The 17,540-nt window shown below is 62.8% G+C and carries 16 protein-coding genes; 6 read left to right on the forward strand and 10 right to left on the reverse strand.

The features are described 5' to 3' along the window. Positions 1–32 precede the first annotated feature (32 nt). A complete protein-coding gene (locus tag HCR84_RS10070; protein ID WP_218043638.1) occupies positions 33–1,484 on the reverse strand; it encodes an NCS2 family permease in 1,452 nt (483 codons plus the stop codon). Positions 1,485–1,627: 143 nt separating this feature from the next. Between HCR84_RS10070 and HCR84_RS10075 the strand changes: the two genes are divergently transcribed. Continuing rightward, on the forward strand, positions 1,628–2,908 hold the full coding sequence (locus HCR84_RS10075; RefSeq protein ID WP_166981468.1) for a uracil-xanthine permease family protein: 1,281 nt from the start codon (positions 1,628–1,630) through the stop codon (positions 2,906–2,908). Positions 2,909–2,927: 19 nt separating this feature from the next. Here the strand turns inward: HCR84_RS10075 and HCR84_RS10080 are convergent, their stop codons facing one another. From HCR84_RS10080 to HCR84_RS10090, 3 genes are all read right to left on the reverse strand, one after another. Beyond that, complete coding sequence (locus HCR84_RS10080) at positions 2,928–3,257, reverse strand: peptidase (protein WP_166981465.1); 330 nt, start codon at positions 3,255–3,257, stop codon at positions 2,928–2,930. Further along, positions 3,254–4,432, reverse strand: a complete 1,179-nt coding sequence (locus HCR84_RS10085) for an inorganic phosphate transporter (protein ID WP_166981462.1) — start codon at positions 4,430–4,432, stop codon at positions 3,254–3,256. The genes HCR84_RS10080 and HCR84_RS10085 overlap by 4 nt, the downstream gene beginning before the upstream one ends. A gap of 149 nt (positions 4,433–4,581) precedes the next feature. Then, entirely contained in the window at positions 4,582–5,421 is an 840-nt protein-coding gene (locus HCR84_RS10090) for an aldo/keto reductase (RefSeq protein WP_166981459.1), read from the reverse strand. A gap of 59 nt (positions 5,422–5,480) precedes the next feature. Between HCR84_RS10090 and HCR84_RS10095 the strand changes: the two genes are divergently transcribed. Further along, entirely contained in the window at positions 5,481–7,595 is a 2,115-nt protein-coding gene (locus HCR84_RS10095) for a S9 family peptidase (protein ID WP_166981456.1), read from the forward strand. A gap of 70 nt (positions 7,596–7,665) precedes the next feature. Here HCR84_RS10095 and HCR84_RS10100 read toward each other — a convergent pair whose 3' ends face one another. Beyond that, positions 7,666–8,694, reverse strand: a complete 1,029-nt coding sequence (locus tag HCR84_RS10100; RefSeq protein ID WP_166981453.1) for a 6-phosphofructokinase — start codon at positions 8,692–8,694, stop codon at positions 7,666–7,668. Between the two features lie 144 nt (positions 8,695–8,838). Here HCR84_RS10100 and HCR84_RS10105 point away from each other — a divergent pair, with 144 nt between their 5' ends. Together HCR84_RS10105 and HCR84_RS10110 are read left to right on the forward strand one after the other, a co-directional pair. Continuing rightward, entirely contained in the window at positions 8,839–10,353 is a 1,515-nt protein-coding gene (locus tag HCR84_RS10105; protein WP_166981449.1) for a class I adenylate-forming enzyme family protein, read from the forward strand. Next, positions 10,350–11,579: a beta-ketoacyl-[acyl-carrier-protein] synthase family protein gene (locus HCR84_RS10110; RefSeq protein ID WP_166981446.1), complete on the forward strand. Its 1,230-nt coding sequence runs from the start codon at positions 10,350–10,352 to the stop codon at positions 11,577–11,579. The genes HCR84_RS10105 and HCR84_RS10110 overlap by 4 nt, the downstream gene beginning before the upstream one ends. 9 nt (positions 11,580–11,588) lie before the next feature. Here HCR84_RS10110 and HCR84_RS10115 read toward each other — a convergent pair whose 3' ends face one another. From HCR84_RS10115 to HCR84_RS10125, 3 genes are read right to left on the reverse strand one after another with little or no spacing between them, the layout of a single operon-like run. Continuing rightward, positions 11,589–12,392 (reverse strand): MetQ/NlpA family ABC transporter substrate-binding protein, encoded by an 804-nt coding sequence (locus HCR84_RS10115; RefSeq protein ID WP_166981443.1) that lies wholly within the window; start codon positions 12,390–12,392, stop codon positions 11,589–11,591. Positions 12,393–12,412: 20 nt separating this feature from the next. Then, positions 12,413–13,084, reverse strand: coding sequence for a methionine ABC transporter permease (locus HCR84_RS10120; RefSeq protein ID WP_166981440.1), 672 nt, complete (start codon positions 13,082–13,084; stop codon positions 12,413–12,415). Further along, complete coding sequence (locus HCR84_RS10125; RefSeq protein WP_166981437.1) at positions 13,081–13,824, reverse strand: methionine ABC transporter ATP-binding protein; 744 nt, start codon at positions 13,822–13,824, stop codon at positions 13,081–13,083. Before HCR84_RS10125 ends, HCR84_RS10120 begins: the two co-directional genes overlap by 4 nt. A gap of 170 nt (positions 13,825–13,994) precedes the next feature. On the opposite strand from HCR84_RS10125, the gene HCR84_RS10130 reads away from it, so the two are divergent. After that, entirely contained in the window at positions 13,995–14,264 is a 270-nt protein-coding gene (locus HCR84_RS10130) for a mycoredoxin (RefSeq protein ID WP_166981434.1), read from the forward strand. 4 nt (positions 14,265–14,268) lie between these two features. Here HCR84_RS10130 and HCR84_RS10135 read toward each other — a convergent pair whose 3' ends face one another. Together HCR84_RS10135 and HCR84_RS10140 are read right to left on the reverse strand one after the other, a co-directional pair. Further along, complete coding sequence (locus tag HCR84_RS10135; protein ID WP_166981431.1) at positions 14,269–14,631, reverse strand: DUF6804 family protein; 363 nt, start codon at positions 14,629–14,631, stop codon at positions 14,269–14,271. Next, on the reverse strand, positions 14,631–16,775 hold the full coding sequence (locus HCR84_RS10140; protein ID WP_166981428.1) for a DEAD/DEAH box helicase: 2,145 nt from the start codon (positions 16,773–16,775) through the stop codon (positions 14,631–14,633). Before HCR84_RS10140 ends, HCR84_RS10135 begins: the two co-directional genes overlap by 1 nt. 204 nt (positions 16,776–16,979) lie before the next feature. Between HCR84_RS10140 and HCR84_RS10145 the strand changes: the two genes are divergently transcribed. After that, positions 16,980–17,501 carry a hypothetical protein gene (locus HCR84_RS10145; RefSeq protein WP_166981425.1) on the forward strand — a complete coding sequence of 174 codons (522 nt, stop codon included), beginning with the start codon at positions 16,980–16,982 and terminating at the stop codon, positions 17,499–17,501. Positions 17,502–17,540: the final 39 nt, after the last annotated feature.

Here is a 17,540-nt window from a genome sequence, read left to right on the forward strand (position 1 = left end):
ACCGGCGATTCAGTATGCTCCGGGCGAACTTTTCAGCCGAGAAGCACCTCGATCGGACCACGTGCGAAGTACACAAGAAACCCGAGGGAGACGATCCAGAGCAACGGGCTGATTTCCCGCGCCTTTCCAGAAAGCGACCGTACAACGACCCACGAAATGAAGCCCGCGCCGATGCCGTTTGCGATGGAATAGGTGAGCGGCATGATCGCAACGGTCAGGAAAACCGGAAGCGTGATCGAGAAGTCGGTCCATTGGATCTCACGAATTTGCGACATCATCATTCCTCCGACGACGACGAGTGCCGCTGCGGCCACCTCGCTCGGCACGATACCCGTGAGCGGAGTGAGAAACATTGCCAAAAGGAACAGCACGCCTGTCACAACATTGGCCAGCCCCGTGCGTGCGCCCTCGCCGATTCCGGCTCCTGATTCGACGAAGACGGTGTTGGATGATCCTGACGTCAGGCCGCCAGCAACCGCGCCGACGCCCTCCACGATGAGCGCCGACTTCAGACGGGGGAAGGTCCCTCGATCATCAGCGAGACCTGCCTCCTTTGAGAGGCCGGTCATCGTGCCCATGGCGTCAAAGAAGTTTGTGAACACGAGGGTGAACACAAGCATGAGCGCCGCGAGCGCGCCGATGCGCTCAAAGCTGCCGAACGACACATTGCCGATGAGGCCGAGGTCGGGCAGGCTGAACACGCTTGTGGGAAGGGCGGGGACGGCAAGGCTCCACCCGCCAGGCGAGTCAGCGGACGAACCGAGGTGGAATATCGCTTCAACGATCATCGCAATGATCGTTCCCACGAGGATGCCGATGAGCAGTCCTCCTTTGACACGTCGAGCGACGAGCACTCCCGAGATGAGGAGAGTGACGACGAAGACGACAGTCGGACCTGTTGCCACCGACCCGTCAACGCCCAGTCCGACGGGTGGTGACGCCTCCCCCGTTGATGTGACGAAGCCAGCGTTGACAAGGCCGATGAACGCGATGAACACACCAATTCCGACGGTGATCGAGATTTTCAGCTGCATCGGAACCGCATCGAAGATCATTCGCCGGAGTCCTGTCGCCGCGAGAACGACGATGATGATCCCGTTGATCACGACGAGGCCCATCGCCTCGGCCCACGTGACCTCGCCCACGACGCTGAACGCAAGGAAGGAGTTGATTCCGAGGCCCGCGGCGAAGGCAAAGGGGAGGCGTGCAACGACCCCGAAGAGAATCGTCATCAACCCGGCGGTGAACGCTGTGACCGCGGAGAGCTGAGCGAAGTCGAGCGTAGCCCCGGAGACATCGGTTCCCGACGACAGAATGATCGGGTTGAGCACGACGATGTAGGCCATCGCCACAAAGGTGACAAGTCCACCGCGCAGCTCGGCTCCGAGAGATGACCCTCGCTTGCTGATCTCGAAGTAGCGGTCAAAACGCCCCGGTGTCGCGGTCTCGGTGGCCACGCGGCGCTCCCTTCTGGACGACGTCAGCCATCCGATCCTCTCGATGCGCGACCATCGGCCGCCGACGAATATCCTATTGCCACGCAGTGCCTGGCGGCGACGATTCCCTCTGACCGATACGGTGTCTTCGGGGTCGCACGGTGAGCCCCCACGATCGAGAGCGAGCACGCATGCCACTTCCCTGGACTCTGCACGGTGACGGCAAGAACGTCGATGCGCGAGATGTTGTCGGGCCCTCCGAACGACTCAGCTGGCCGAGAACCATCGGAATCGGCGCGCAGCACGTTGTCGCGATGTTCGGCGCGACGTTTCTCGTTCCCGTGCTCACCGGGTTCAGTCCGAGCACGACGCTCCTGTTCTCGGGAATCGGCACACTTCTCTTTCTGATCATCACCCAGAATCGCCTGCCCAGCTATCTCGGCTCCTCGTTTGCCTTCATCGCCCCCATCACCGCTGCCACCGCCGCACACAGCATGGGTGCAGCGCAGTTCGGGATCATCGCCGTCGGCCTGCTGCTGGCGATCGTCGGTGCCATTGTGCAGTGGGCAGGCTCGGGATGGATCGACGCGGTGATGCCTCCCGTCGTCGCCGGAGCGATCGTTGCGCTCATCGGGTTCAACCTGGGCCCTGAGGCCTGGAAGAACTACCAGCTTGCACCCGTGAGCGCGACGGTGACCCTTGCCGCCGTCGTTCTCTCCTCTGTGCTGTTCCGCGGAATTCTCGGTCGCCTTTCCATCTTCATCGGAGTGGTCGTCGGATACGTGTGCGCGACGCTCCGAGGCGAAGTCGATTTCTCGACCGTCGCGTCTGCACCGTGGTTTGGACTGCCCACACTCACGTTCCCCGCCAACCCCGTGGCGAACCCAGAGCTCTGGGGTCTGCTTCCCGCTTTCCTCCCCGTCGTACTCGTGCTTGTCGCCGAGAACGTCGGGCACATTCGCGGTGTCGCCCAGATGACGGACTCATCGGTGAATGCCCAGACCGGGCGTGGTCTGCTCGCTGACGGGCTGGCCACGATGCTCGCTGGCGGTGGCGGAGGTTCCGCGACGACAACCTACGGTGAAAACATCGGGGTCATGGCTGCCACGCGCATCTATTCGACCGCTGCCTACTGGGTTGCCGGCCTCTTCGCGATCGTGCTTTCGCTCTCCCCGAAATTCGGCGCCGTCATCGACACTATCCCTTCGGGGGTTCTCGGTGGCGTCACAACGGCGCTCTACGGCATGATCGGCATCATCGGCGTCAAGATCTGGATGGACAACAAGGTCGACTTCAGCAAGCCGGTGAACCAGTTCACCGCCGCAACGGCGCTCATCATTGGAATCGCCAACTTCATCTGGAGCGATGAGGCCACGGGAGTGACGTTCAACGGAATCGCATTCGGTACGATCGCGGCGATCGTGATCTACCACGTCATGACCTGGATCGGCCGGTGGAGAGGAACGAACTGACCCTCTTCGCCGGGCGGGGTCAGTGAAAGAGCGGCACGATCAAATAGATTCCGTACAGCACGGCCGCAGCGCAGCCGACGAAGCATGCGTATGCGGCACTGCGAGCAGCCACACGCTGAGCGGGGCTGAGCGGGTTCTTCCGCGTTGCTTTCTCGACGCGCTTCTCTTCGCGCTGACGCTTCTTCTCGGACATCACTGTGATCGCATCGGTGAACTCCGCCGGTGCGACGAGAGGTGCCCGCCCGGCCGTGACAAGCAGCCTGAGCCCAAGCGCGTAGAGCCCGACGACAACAACAGCGGCAGCAAGCGCCGAGACGAAGACGATGAGGAACGCGAGCCAGTCGATCATTTCTTCGCCTTTCTCTTCCGGCCGGACTTCGAGATCTTCACGGCGGTACCTGAAGCGGCGATATCGGCGACGGCATTCGTGTGGTCGATCTTCTCGCGCCGCGACCAGAGGTAGATTCCGAGAACAATCACAACGCCGAGCACGGTGTCAATCAGGAGCCCTGCCGGGCCAATGCCTGCGAGAAGCGCCGCCGCCGCCCCGACGATGGCAGCGGAGGGAAGCGTCAGCAGCCAGCCGATGGCAATACGACCCGCGGTTCCCCAGCGCACCTTCGCTCCACGACGGCCCAGCCCGGAGCCGATGACCGAACCCGACGCCACCTGCGTTGTGGAAAGCGCGAAGCCAAGATGACTCGACGCAAGAATTGTCGCTGCCGTCGACGCTTCAGCGGCAAAGCCCTGTGCAGGCTTCACCTCGGTGAGCCCTGTTCCCAGCGTCTTGATGATGCGCCAGCCGCCAATGTAGGTTCCCAAGGCAATCGCAAGGGCACACACGAGAATCACCCAGAACTGCGGGCCCGTTCCCGCGCCCTGTGAGCCGACAGCGATGAGAGTCAGCGTGATGATGCCCATCGTCTTCTGGGCGTCGTTTGTTCCGTGAGAGAGGGCAACGAGAGACGACGTAAAAATCTGGCCGAAGCGAAAGCCGCTTCGCCCATCGGCTTTTTTGTCGTACCGTCGCGTCATGGCGTAGGCCATGCGCGTGGCGACAAACGCGATGATGCCCGCGGTCAACGGCGCGATGAGCGCGGGCAGAATCACCTTCGACAGCATCACACCGAAGTCGACAGCGTGAATTCCGACTCCGACGAGTGCCGCGCCGATAAGCCCTCCGAACAGCGCGTGCGATGAGCTCGAGGGAAGACCAAGAACCCACGTCAGCATGTTCCAGACAATGGCTCCGAGCAGACCTGCGAATATCAAAGCGGGAGTGATCAGAACCCCGGACTCACCCTCACGGATGATCCCACCTGAGATGGTGCGTGCCACCTCCGTCGACAAGAACGCTCCGACGAGGTTGAGGATGGCCGCGACGGTCACAGCCACCTTCGGCTTCATGGCACCCGTCGCAATCGGGGTGGCCATAGCGTTTGCCGTGTCGTGGAAGCCGTTCGTGAAGTCGAAGAACAACGCGAACGCGATAACGAGAATGACGACGAGGGAGGTTATTTCCACCAGTAGAGTCTCTGATTCGTAGCCGGTGCACGAACGTCGCTCCACGTCGGTAAACGCGGACGTCGGCTTGTGGACACCCACTGTTGAGGCGGGCGTAACCGAGTCTTGCACCCGCGTGCCGTGTCGGTCAACTCAGACCGCGCTCGAGATCACATTTCCTCGTGCACCGTCGGATCGGCGTCGAACAGCCGCCCATCTGGCGTTCCGAGTGCCGAGATCGCGGCGACCTCGTCCGCGTCGAGGGAGAACCCAAAGACGTCGCGGTTCTCCCGCTGCCTCTCGGAATTCGCCGACTTGGGAATGGGCACGATCCCGCGCTCGAGATGCCAGCGCAGCACAGCCTGGGCCGGAGTGACTCCGTGCGCGGCTGCGATGTCGACGATCACCTTCTCGTTGTACGGTGCGGCGCCTTTGCCCAGAGGGCTCCATGCTTCGGTGACGATGTCGTGCTCCGCATGGAATTCGGTGAGAGATTCCTGCGGGAAGTACGGATGAACCTCCACCTGATTGACCGAGGGCAGCACACCGGTCTCGGCTGCGAGCCGAGTGAGATAGTCGATTGTGAAGTTCGAGACGCCGATTGATCGCACACGGCCGTCTTTCTGCAGATCGATCATCGCCTTCCACGAGTCGACGTACTTGTCGACACTTGGATTCGGCCAGTGGATGAGATAGAGGTCGATGACGTCGACACCGAGCGAGCGGCGCGATGCTTCAAACGATTCAAGCGTTGCGTCGTAGCCGTGGTGACGGCCGGGGAGCTTCGTCGTTACGGTGATGTCTGAGCGATGCACGCTCGTCTCGGCGAGCGCGCGCCCGACGGCATCCTCGTTCTCGTAGTTGACGGCGGTGTCGAGCAGGCGATAGCCCGCATCGAGAGCAGAAAGCACCGCACTCGTCCCCTCATCACCGCGAAGCGGGTAGGTGCCGAAACCGATGGCGGGCAGCGATGTCTCATCCCGAAGTTGGCGCATAGTGTTCCCAGTCATTCCTCCACCGTAGACCGTCAGCCGAGCGATTCTCGACCGTGAGCGGCTAGCGTTGATGCATGACAGATGCACCTCGCGCCTCTCGCCGCGACCACGCGAGAACCCATCACGGCGACACCGTCAATGATCCCTATCATTGGCTGAGCGACAAAGAGCATCCGGATGTGCTCGACTATCTGAACCGTGAAAACGTCTTCGCCGAGTCTGAGACGACGCGGCTTGCCTCGCTGCGCACGACCCTGTTCGAGGAGATCAAGGCGCACACCAAGGAGACCGATCTCTCGGTACCCGTGCGAGAGGGTGACTGGTGGTACTACTCGCGCACCTTCGCTGGCAAGCAGTACGCAAGCCACATGCGTGCCCCTGCCTCTGACTGGACTCCTCCGAACACGCAGACCGGCGACGTTGAGGGTGAGCAGATCGTTCTCGACGACAACTCCGAATCTGCGGGGCACGAGTTCTATCGCCTCGGCTCATTCGACATCACCCGAGATGGAAATCGGATGCTCTACGCCACAGACACGGTTGGAGACGAGCGCTACACGCTGCGCATCCGTGATCTGACCACGGGACGCGGCGGCAGCGACCACGTGCCTGGCACGTTCTCTGGGGCGGTCTTCTCCCCCGACGGCGAATGGGTTTTCTACACGACAGTCGACGATGCATGGCGGCCCGATACTGTATGGCGGCACCGCGTCGGAACCTCTGCAGACAACGACAAGCGCGTCTACCACGAGCCGGACGATCGATTCTGGGCCGGAGTCGGAGTGACCCGGAGCGGCCGCTACATCGTGATCGTGCTCGGCTCCAATGTGACGAGCGAGTGGCTGCTGATCGATGCCGAGACTCCCAGCGGTGAGCCGCGGGTCGTCTGGCAGCGTGAAGAGGGCGTTGAGTATGACGTTGAGCACGCTGTCATCGGAGGTCATTCCACGCTGCTGGTTCTGCACAATCGGCACGCCGAGAACTTCGAGCTCGTCGCGATCGACGCTGATGCGCTGGGAGACCCGACGTCGGCAGTGACGGTTCTCGCCCACAGCGATGACGTTCGCTTGGAATCTGTCGAGGCTTTTCGCGATCGTCTCGCCATCGAGTACCGTGCCGGAGGGCTTGCCCGCATTGGAACGATTGAGCTCGACGACGCATCGACGCTGACGAACATGACAATCGCACCCGTCGAGTTTGATGAGCCGTTGTACACAGTTGGCTTCGGGGGAAATCCCGAATGGGAGCAGCCAACGCTTCGCCTGAGCTACACCTCATTTGTCACCCCGGGAACCGTCTATTCTCTGGAGCCGGCAACGGGAACGCTCACGCTCCTCAAGCAGCAGCCAGTACTCGGCGACTTCGATCCGGCACAGTACGTGCAGTCGCGTGACTGGGCGACGGCACGCGATGGCTCACGCATGCCGATCTCACTCGTGCGGCGCCGCGACGCGGCATCCGGACCCGGCCCTGTTCTGCTCTACGGGTACGGATCGTACGAGGCGAGCATGGACCCCGGGTTCTCGATTGCACGCCTCTCTCTTCTGAACCGCGGAGTCACCTTCGCCATCGCGCACGTGCGCGGCGGCGGCGAGCTCGGACGCCGCTGGTACGAACAAGGCAAGCTGCTTCACAAAAAGAATTCGTTCACCGATTTCGTCGACGGCGCCACACACCTCATCGATTCGGGGCTCACGACGCCCGATCAGCTCGTCGCCGAGGGCGGGAGCGCTGGCGGTCTGCTGATGGGCGCCGCGCTGAATCTGGCCCCCGAGCTTTTCGCCGGGGTTCACGCTGCAGTTCCCTTCGTCGACGCACTGACGACGATTCTCAACCCGGAGTTGCCGCTGACGGTGATCGAGTGGGACGAATGGGGCGACCCGCTGCACAACGCCGACGTCTACGCCTACATGAAGTCTTACTCGCCCTATGAGAATGTGCGCGACGACGTTGCGTACCCCCGCATCCTTGCGACAACGAGCCTCAATGACACCCGCGTCTTCTATGCGGAGCCGGCAAAGTGGGTGGCTCGACTGCGTGATGTGGGGGCTCCCGTGATTCTGCGCACCGAGATGCACGCCGGCCACGGCGGTGTAAGCGGACGCTATGCCGGCTGGCGAGAGCGGGCATGGGAGATGGCATGGATTCTCGACGTGCTCGGCCGTGCAGATTCCAACCCGTCGGCCTGAACAACGTGACACGCACGCACAACGACGCGGGTCCCGGGCATTGCCCGGGACCCGCGCCACGTCGTGGGCGTCAGCCGAAGAGGATTGCTGCCTCGTCGTAGCGGTCCTGAGGGACTGTCTTGAGCCCCCCGAGCGCCTGCTCGAATGGCACGTTGACGACATCGGTGCCGTGGAGGGCAAGCATCGTGCCCCACTCACCGTTCATGACCGAATCGATGGCTGCCATGCCCAGCCGTGTTGCGAGCACGCGGTCGTAGGCGCTGGGAACACCGCCGCGCTGCAGGTGGCCGAGAACCGTGCCGCGGGACTCGATTCCGGTACGGGACTCGATCTCGGGTGCAAGCACGTCTGCGATGCCACCGAGGCGGGGTCTGTTGAACGCGTCAAGTCCCTTCTCGGAGTGCGCTGTCTCCATGGTGTCGAGGGTGAAGCCTTCGGAGACCACAACAACGGGTGCCCGACCTCGATCAGCGACCGATTGGACCCATTGCACAATCTGGTCCATTGATTGGGGGCGTTCCGGAATGAGAATCGCGTGGGCGCCAGCAGCCATTCCCGCGTGCAGGGCGATCCAGCCGACGTGTCGCCCCATAACCTCGACGACCATGCAGCGCTTGTGCGACTCGCCCGTCGTGCGAAGCCGATCAATGGCCTCCGTCGCGATCTCAACCGCGGTGTCGAACCCGAATGAGTAGTCCGTGGCGTCGAGATCGTTGTCAATCGTCTTCGGAACTCCGACGATGTTGAGTCCGGCATCGGTGAGCCGCTTTGCCGCGGCGAGAGTGCCTTCGCCTCCGATGGCGATCAGAGCATCGACTCCGATGCGATCGAGTGTCGCCTGAACGTTCTCGGGCCCGCCATGCGGTCCTTCAAAAGGATTGGTGCGGCTTGTGCCGAGGATGGTGCCGCCCTGTTTGCTGAGGCCACGCACGCTGTGACGGTCGAGAGGCATCGTGAGGCCCTCGACGACTCCCTTCCAGCCGTCTCGAATTCCGACGAACTCCTGATTGTGGATTTTCGTGCCCTTGAGCACGGTGCCGCGGATCACCGCGTTCAGTCCTGGGCAGTCGCCGCCGCTGGTGAGTACGCCGATTCTCATGAAATAGTCTCGTTCCTCTTGATCGGGGGAATGTACAGGTTCAGCGCCGTTGCTTCACCACACGACAATAGCGCTACTCACGCTCAGCTTAAACATCAACGGCAGAGCTCGGCACGCCAGGCACGGCCGAACTAAGCTCGAACCATGCCGTTCACTCGCACCATACTCACGGTCTCCGAATCCACTCCTGAGCGTCTCGCGCTTGCTGGCGACGGGGAACGCTATACATACGGACAGCTGCGTGATGCCTGCACTCTTGTGCGCAGCGGCACCGAAGAGCTGCTCGCAGGGTCGCAGAGCACGAGGCAGAAACGGGACGACGAGACCGAGGGCGTGCCGATCATTGCGGTATCGCTCTCCCGCGCTGTCGACAGCGCGCGATTCATCTGCGGCGCAAATGGATTCCGCGCCATTATCGCCGTGCTTGACCCGCTGTGGCCCCTCGCGCATCGCACGGAGATCATCAGGCGCGTCGACGCCGCACTCGTGATCACCGACGATTCGACGTTCGAGCAGAGCCTCGCCGCGCTCGACGGCTGGGAGGGCACGGCGATTTCACGTGAACGATTCGACGCGCTTGCAGCATCCGCGCCCGTCTCGGCCGGGCCCGAGGTGCGCCCCCGAGACGAGCCCTTTCTGCTGCTCTTCACATCGGGAACGACGGATCTGCCGAAGGGCTTCGTTCGCACACGCGAAAGCTGGGATCACAATGTTGCGATCAGCAGGGCCTATCTCGGTGCGGAAGACGGCTTCTCGACGATCGCGCCGGGACCCGTGTCGTATAGTCTCACGCTGTATTCCCTCGTTGAAGTCATGGCGACAGGCGGATCGCTCCACCTGCAGTCGGGCTTCGACGCCATCGCCGCCTCCCGCGCCATCGACAGCGAGAAGATCGAGCGATTCGTCGGTGTTCCTTCGATGCTGCTCGGCCTCGTGCGCGCGGCCGAGCACGCCGGGCTCTCGCTGACGTCGCTGCGCGAGGTGATCACGGGTGGCGCCAACCAGAGCGCGAAGATTCGGCAGACATTCGAGAAGGCCGCGCCCGACGCCCACCTGCGCAGCTACTACGGAGCCTCAGAGATCGGGTTCATCGGGTACAGCGATTCCGACGACGGCACACGCCTTGTGCCGTTTGATGGCGTCGACGTCAGCGTGCGAGACGGCGACACTCCCCTGGCAGAGGGAGAAATCGGCACGCTCTACATTCGCGTTGCCTCAGCCGTCGACGGTTACCTCGCGGCGACGAGCACCGAACGCATAACCGGCGATGACGGATGGTCGACTGTCTACGACCAGGCGTCCTTCTCACACGGTGTCATCGAACTCGCGGGCCGGGCCGACGATATCGCGGTTTCCGGAGGGCACAAGGTGTCGCTCCCCCAGGTTGAGCGAGCCCTCGCGACGGTGCCCGGCTGCGAGATATGCTGCGCAGTCGCCCTTCCCGATGCCTCGCTCGGCTCGCTCATCGCTGTGGCGATCGAGGGCGAGCAGATTCCCGCGAAGTCGGTGATGCAGCAGACACTCCGGCAGCTGCTCGCACCGCAGTTCGTTCCGCACCGCTACTACCGAGTCGACGAACTGCCTCGCACAGCCGGTGGAAAGATTCGACGCACCGCCGTCGCGGATCTTCTCACCGACGGACGGGGCGAGCGCCGATGACCGCGGGAGTGCGCGCCGTTGTGACCGGCATCGGCGCAGTGACCCCGTGCGGGCTCGATGCGAAGACGACCTGGGACGCCATCGTCTCGGGTCGCAGCGCGATCCGTGCGCTCGAGGGCGTCGATGTCTCGGATCTTGCGGTTTCCGTCGGAGGCGAAGTGCGAGGGTTCGACCCGCTCGCGCACGTCTCACGCTCGGACTCGCGCCGTCTCGATCCGCACGCGCTCTACGCAATCGCCGCCGCGCACGAGGCGATGGACGGTGTCACGCCGATTGACCCCGACCGGTTCGGCGTCACCGTTGCGACGGGCTCCGGGGCGCTCACGCTGACACAGAACGCTGTTCGAACTCTTGATGACCAGGGCCCGCGGCGTATTCCGCCCGGCGTCGTCGTCTATGGCGGTCCGGATGCTGCAGCCGCATACCTGAGCCAGCACTACGACGCTCGTGGCGCGAGCGTCGGACTCTCGGCAACCTGTGCGAGCGGCACAGTTGCGCTCGGCGAGGCGCTGCGCACCATTCGCCATGGCTATGTCGACGCTGTGCTCGTCGTCGGCGCAGACGACTGTCTCAACCGGGTGAACCTCGCTGTGAACTCGATGCTCGGCGCTCTCGCGCCCGGCTACGACGATGATCCGTCTGGAGCGAGCAGACCATTTGACAGAGGCCGTTCCGGCTTTGTCATGTCGGCGGGTGCCGTCGCTCTGCTCGTGGAATCGGAGGATCACGCAGCACGGCGTGATGCGTCTGTTCTCGGCGAGATCGTCGGATACGGCGTCTCGTCCGATGCACACCACCCAACGGCACCACGTCCCGATTCCCGTGGGGCCATCTCGGCAATGCGCGGTGCGCTTGACGATGCGCGACTGACCTCCGATGCCGTCGACCACGTAAACGCCCATGGAACCGGCACTCCTCTGAACGACGCAATGGAGGCACGGGCGCTGCGCGAGATCTTCGGCGATTCGGTCGGCTCCGTTCCTGTTACCTCCACGAAGTCGACGACCGGGCACCTGCTCGGCGCTGCGGGAACTCTCGAGGCCGCCGTCTCGCTTCTCAGCATGCGGGACGGCACGATCCCGCCGACGATCAACCTCGATGATCTGGAGTTCCCCGAGCTCGACGTCGTCGCGCATGAGGCACGTCCGGCGAGCGTTCGCACCGTGCTCACCAACTCTTTCGGCTTCGGCGGTCACAACGCGTCGCTCGTGTTGCGAACGCTCTGACGTGCTCGATCAGAAGGCGGGCGGAACTCCGAGATCCGTGAGCGTCTCGCGCACATGGTCGCTTGTCAGCGCCGCGGTGAGCGCCGCGATCTCCGGCGAATCCTGATTGTCCGGACGCGCAGCCATCGTCACCTCGAACGCCTTGTCCTGCTCCACCATAAGCCCGTCATCCTCGGGTGTGAGCTCGAGCTGACGTGCGAACGACGGAAGGTTGAACACAGCATCCGCCTCGTCGTACGCGGTGTTGAGCTGCATCAGACCCACCTCCGTGATCGTCAAATCGAGTGGGTTTTCGGTGATGTCGCCTGTCTTCGCCGCAAACCGCTCGACGTTCTCGTCAAGGGTGATCACCCCAGCGTCGGCGAGCATCTGCAGCGCACGCCCGGCGTTTGCCTTGTCATTGGGAATCACAACGCTGCCACCCTGCGGCAACTCGTCGAGGCTTGACAGCGTCTTTGAGTAAAACGCGACAACCGTCTTGTAGACGGGCTGAATTGCTACGAGATCTGCATCGTTCTTGGCATTGAACTCCTGCATAAAAGAGGGGAACTGCACGAGATTGGCGTCGATCTCCTTGTTCTTCAGCAGAATGTTCGGCTGCACATAATCGGAGACCGGAACCAGCTCGATCTCGTAACCGTCTTCGATAACCTCAGCTGCTGCCTCGACAGCATCCGTCATTGGGGTGACCGTCGCCGCCACTTTGATCGTGACCTTCTCTGCCTCGTCACCTCCTGCTGTCGCGGAGCTGCAACCGGCTGTGAGTAAGAGAAGTGACGCAATCGTGGCTGCTGTGAGGGTGCGGGTTTTCATGGGAGCCTTTCGTCTGGGGGTCAGCGTTTGTCGAGTGCGGCCGACACCTTCTCGCCTGCGAACTGCAGAAGCAGCACGCAGGCGATGACGATGACGATCGTCGAGTACATGAGCGCGTAGTCGTACTCTTGGTATCCGTAGCGCAGAGCGAAGTCGCCGAGGCCGCCACCACCAACGATGCCCAAGACGGTTGAGTACGAGATGAGGCTGATCGCGGCCGATGTGAGTGCGTAAACGAGTCCCGAACGGGCCTCGACGAGCAGGAAGCTCACGACAGTCTGCGCCGAGCTCGCGCCCATCGAGCGCGCGGCGTGCAGAATGCCGGGCGGCACCTCAAGAAGAATCTGCTCAACGAGCCGCGCATACAGGGCAACGCCCACAAAGCACAGCGGAAACGTCGCTGCCCCGGTGCCGAACGTCGTTCCGTACAGAGACCGCGTGAGCGGAATGAGAAAGACGACGAACAGCAGAAAGGGAAACGAGCGAACGACGGTGACGTACAGGTTGGCGACCGTCCAGACCGCTCGCCTCTCCTCGGGCCCGCCCGGCCGCGTGAGGTAGATGAGCACTCCAAGCGGCAGCCCAAGAATCACAGCGGCCGCGAGCGAGAAGGCAAGCATGAAACCGGTCTCGGCCACGGCGATTCCGATCTCGTCGACGTTCGCCACGAGAGAGTCGAGCACATCGGTCATGCCCCCAACACCCTCCGGGCATGCGCGAGATAGCTGACGTCTTCGGTCTTCTCTCGTGCGGAGGGAGCAATGGGAAAGACGCTCTTCAACGCCCCGCTCTCGAGAACGGCGACGCGATCGCAGATGGCACCGACCGCGTCGAGCTCGTGTGTGACGAGCACGATCGTCGTTCCGAAATCACGTCGCGTTGCGGCGAGCAGGTCGAGAATGTCCGCTGTCGTTCGCGTATCGAGCGCGCTCGTCGGCTCATCACAGAGCAGCAGCCCGGGGCGGGTCACGAGGGCGCGGGCGATTGCCACTCGCTGCTTTTGTCCGCCAGAGAGCTGTGCCGGGTACCTGTCGGCGTGGTCCCCGAGGCCGACATACTCGAGCAGCTCCGCGACAAGAGCCGAGTCTGAGCGCCGTTGGAGCTTGAGTGGAAGGGCGACGTTTTGCCTGACCGTCCGATTCGACAGCAGATTGAATCCTTGAAACACCATCCCGATGCGGCGCCGGAGCTGCCGGCATGCGCGCACGCTGAGCTCTTTCGGGTCGGTTCCCTCGATCAGCACCCGCCCGGTCGTCGGGTGGTCAACGGCGTCGAGGACTCCGAGGAGTGTCGATTTGCCGGCACCGGACTCGCCGATCACTCCGATGATCTCGCCGCGCTTGATCGTCAGGTTGACGGTGTCGAGCGCCTTTGTCGATCCGTAGGCCACCGTGACAGCGTCAAGTTCGGCGACGGGTGTTGCCTGCAGCATCCGTCGCCTCCATTCTTCGTCGGTTCAGCTAATATTGGGTCGCGTACAACTATACGAGAATACTGGATGCCGCCGGGCAATGTTCCATGATCGCCGCCCGGTGCACCTGTGCGATTCCGCCAAGCGGCACGCGGGCCCACAGGGGCATCCGCTCGGATTAGTCTTGAGGCATGGACTACACACCTGAAGCCGGCTCGGTCACCATGTTCAGCACGACCTGGTGCGGCTATTGTCGACGCCTGAAGACTCAGCTGCAGGGCGCAGGCATCGGCTACTCAGAGATCAACATCGAAGAGGTCGAGGGAGCAGCCGCGCTCGTCGAGAAGCTCAACGACGGCAATCAGACCGTGCCGACTGTGCTCTACCCTGATGGCAGCGCGGCGACAAACCCCTCGCTCATCGACGTGCAGAAGGCGCTTGGGTCACTCGGCACCAACTGAGCGATCAGCGACGAGCCTGATCTGACTCTTTTGCCGGCACCCTGATCAGAAAGCCCGCCACAACAAGAGCAACCGGAACGGCCAGATGGGCGACGGCCCACCCTGTTCCGCCCATCGTGATCGGGAGCACCGGGTTCCACGCGATCACAACAGGCACGACAACCACAAGCCACACGTAGGCCTTTGCCTGCACCGCGAAGACTCCCATCACCGCGACGAGAATCGCGACGGCGAACCTCACGATGATAAACCACTCGGTGCCGAGCAAGGCAGCCCCGGCCATCAATGCCATCGCCGCAAGGATGCTCGGCGCAAGCGCTGGGCGGGTGAATGATCGTTCGGGATAGCGGCCCTTCGGCTGAGCCATCAGCCCTCGAGCGCCTCTCGCAGCAGGTGAATGAGTGCGGTCAGCTGCACGGCATCCTGCGAACCCGGCTCTGTGTCGACCCCGTCAAGAGCCCGCAACGCGAGCCCCTTCTTCGAATCGATGAGCTCGGCGATCTTCGTGTCGAGGGTGTGCGCGGCAATAATTCGCCATGCCGTGACGGGCTCGTCTTGGCCGATGCGGTGCACGCGGTCGATCGCCTGCGTCTGTTCCGCGTCGGTCCACGAGAGCTCGGCAAGCACAACGTTTGACGCGGCCTGCAAGTTGACGCCAACGCCGGCAGCGGTCAGAGAACAGACAGCTATTGAGACGTTCGGATCGTTGTTGAACGCGTCGACAGCCTGCTGTCTCGCGGCGGCAGGCTGGTCGCCACGCAGCGAAACCGTCGAGATTCCCTGCTGCTCGAACGCCTGCTCTGCGGCATCCATCACGTCGATGTGCTTGGCGAAGAACACGACCTTGCCCACCGAACGGGCAAGCTGACCCGCGTAGTCAGCGGCAAGCTGCGCCTTCGCCTTACCGATGCGACGCACCATGGTGAACACATTCTCTGTTCCGCGCGCGCCCTTCGACTCCTCAAGCTCCGACTGCGCAACGAGTCGGATGACGTCTTCGTCGACGTCGGATGCGTCGTCGCCGCGCGCCGCGATGATTCTCTTGTAGCGTGCCATGAGCCGCTCAGCCAGCTCGTGCTCGGCCGCACGAATGGACCGTGCTTCTTCATCGTCGAGTTCGACGGGCAGGTCGGCGACACGCTTCGAAGGCAGGTCTTTGGCAACGTCCATCTTGCGTCGGCGCACGATGCCCATGCTGATGACGGCTTCACGCGCCTCGCGGTAGAAGCCGTTGTCAGCAGGAGTGAGCCCGGTCTCATCGAGCTTTGCCATGAGCTCCGCGGTCGGCTTGCCGTCTTTCACCCACCCGAGGAACTGCCAGATTGCGTTGAAATCCTCGACATCGTTGATCAGCGGCGTCCCCGTGAGGGCCATGAGCAGCGGATCGCCAGCTGGCGCGTTCTGGCGAATACGGTTTGCGAGCGAAAGCACGTGCTGCGACCGTTGAGAGTGCAGGTTCTTGATGAAGTGCGCTTCGTCAACGACCATTCCCCGAAATCCGAGGGTTCCGAGCCATGAAAGGTGGCGGTCGAGCACCGCATAGTTGACGACGAAGATGTCGGCGAAGGCATCGACATCACGACCATCTCCGTGGATCACAGTGACACGACGCTGCGGTGTCCACTGCTCAACCTCGCGCGCCCAGTTCATCTTGACGACGTTGGGAACCACAGCGAGCAGCGGGTAGGCATCGGCGACCGATGCGGCGAGAAGCGACTGTGCTGTCTTTCCAAGCCCCGGCTCATCGGCGAGCAGGAACGACCGGTGGCCGTCCCGAACGCTCTCGACGAAGCGGGCCTGGTGTCGCATGATCTCGAGCCCCCGTGGCGCGAGTCTGTCGAGCTTTGGGGCCTCGGGCAGCTCCATCGTTGCGGATCCGCCTCCCGCTCCGGCTTCGAACGCCTTGTACAGCGGACCCATGAGTTCCCAGCCGTCCAGACGACGGCGGACGCTGCTCGAATCTCGCGCACGGCTGAAGTCTGGTGCGAGAAACGGGCTCGATCGAAGTCTCGACTTCACCGACTGCGGCAGAACCTGCTTCTCAGCCAGTTCAGCCGGAACCGTCGGCTCCACCGTTGGTCGCTCGACGGTGATGATGAGCTCGTCCGGCGACAGTTCTTTGCCCGACTCGATGAGCCAGTCACGTCTCATGCGCTGAGCGACAGGGCTCGTCGCCTGGTCGACTTCGAGCAGGCTGATCAGCGAGGTGTCGCGTGCGGCAGTCTTGGCGAGAATCGTGGCAACGCCGTCGAGGCGCTTCAGCAGCTCGGCCCGCGCCGAGTCGCTGAGCGACTCCTCGGATTTCACCCGCGCGCGTTCCTCACGCACCAGAAATGCGATCACCTGAAACTTCGTGCGGTTCGTCGGGCCCACTTTGCCCTTTTGCGCCTTCGCCTCGACCTCACGCACTTTGCGAGCGAGGATCGGGATGATGGGGGCGTCGTCATCATGGCGTGCGACGGTTCGCGATGAACCACGGCCGGATGCACGGCGTTGACCGTTGTGCGGCATGCTCCTCCTGAGCAGTCGAAATGCCGGTGCGTAACCGGCGTCGAGCAGTGCTTGCCACGCGACGAGTGCGGGACGGCGACGGTCTTCCTGCCAATCGACGCGCACGGCAAGTGCACTGCCATTCTACGACACGTCGAACGAATCTTCGTCGCGTGTCGGCATATGACAATACGCTGACAGTGCCATTATGCACCGTGGAGGGTCATGAACACCAAAAATCTTGCGAAACGGATGCTGTGGATCGGCGTGGCTCTCATCGCCGTCGGCCTGATCGGATCGGTTCTCGTGAGTCGCTTCTTCACCGTTGCTACTCCCGACCCCGTCGCCATGACGATCCTCAATTCGGCGCAGTCCGTCCTGTCGTGGACGCTGCTGTGCGGCTGCGGCTCTCTCGCTGTCTCGTTCCCGATTCGGGCGCTGCACGGTCGAGCACTGAGCATTCGTCACCGACGCTCCGTTGCCCGTCTCCTGCAGGTGATCGGCGTGATCGCCATCGGCATCGGGCTCGTATCGACGATCATCGTGAGTGCACTGAATCAGTTTTTGATGATGTCGAACACCGGGCAGGACATCTTGCTTATGACCGGCCCGATCTTGTTCCCCTTATTCGCCACAGTGATACCCACCGTCGGTGTGCTCCTGCTGCCACTGTCGGTTCTGCAGAGAATCATCGAGCGTGACGCATCCACGCACGAGCAGATCTTCACAGGCCGAGCCGCTGACTAGTCCGTGGGCGACCATCAGCCACGGAGATCTCCGATGGTG

Origin of the sequence: Paramicrobacterium fandaimingii (genome assembly GCF_011751745.2) — a bacterium.
GTDB classification, from domain to species: Bacteria; Actinomycetota; Actinomycetes; order Actinomycetales; family Microbacteriaceae; genus Paramicrobacterium; species Paramicrobacterium fandaimingii.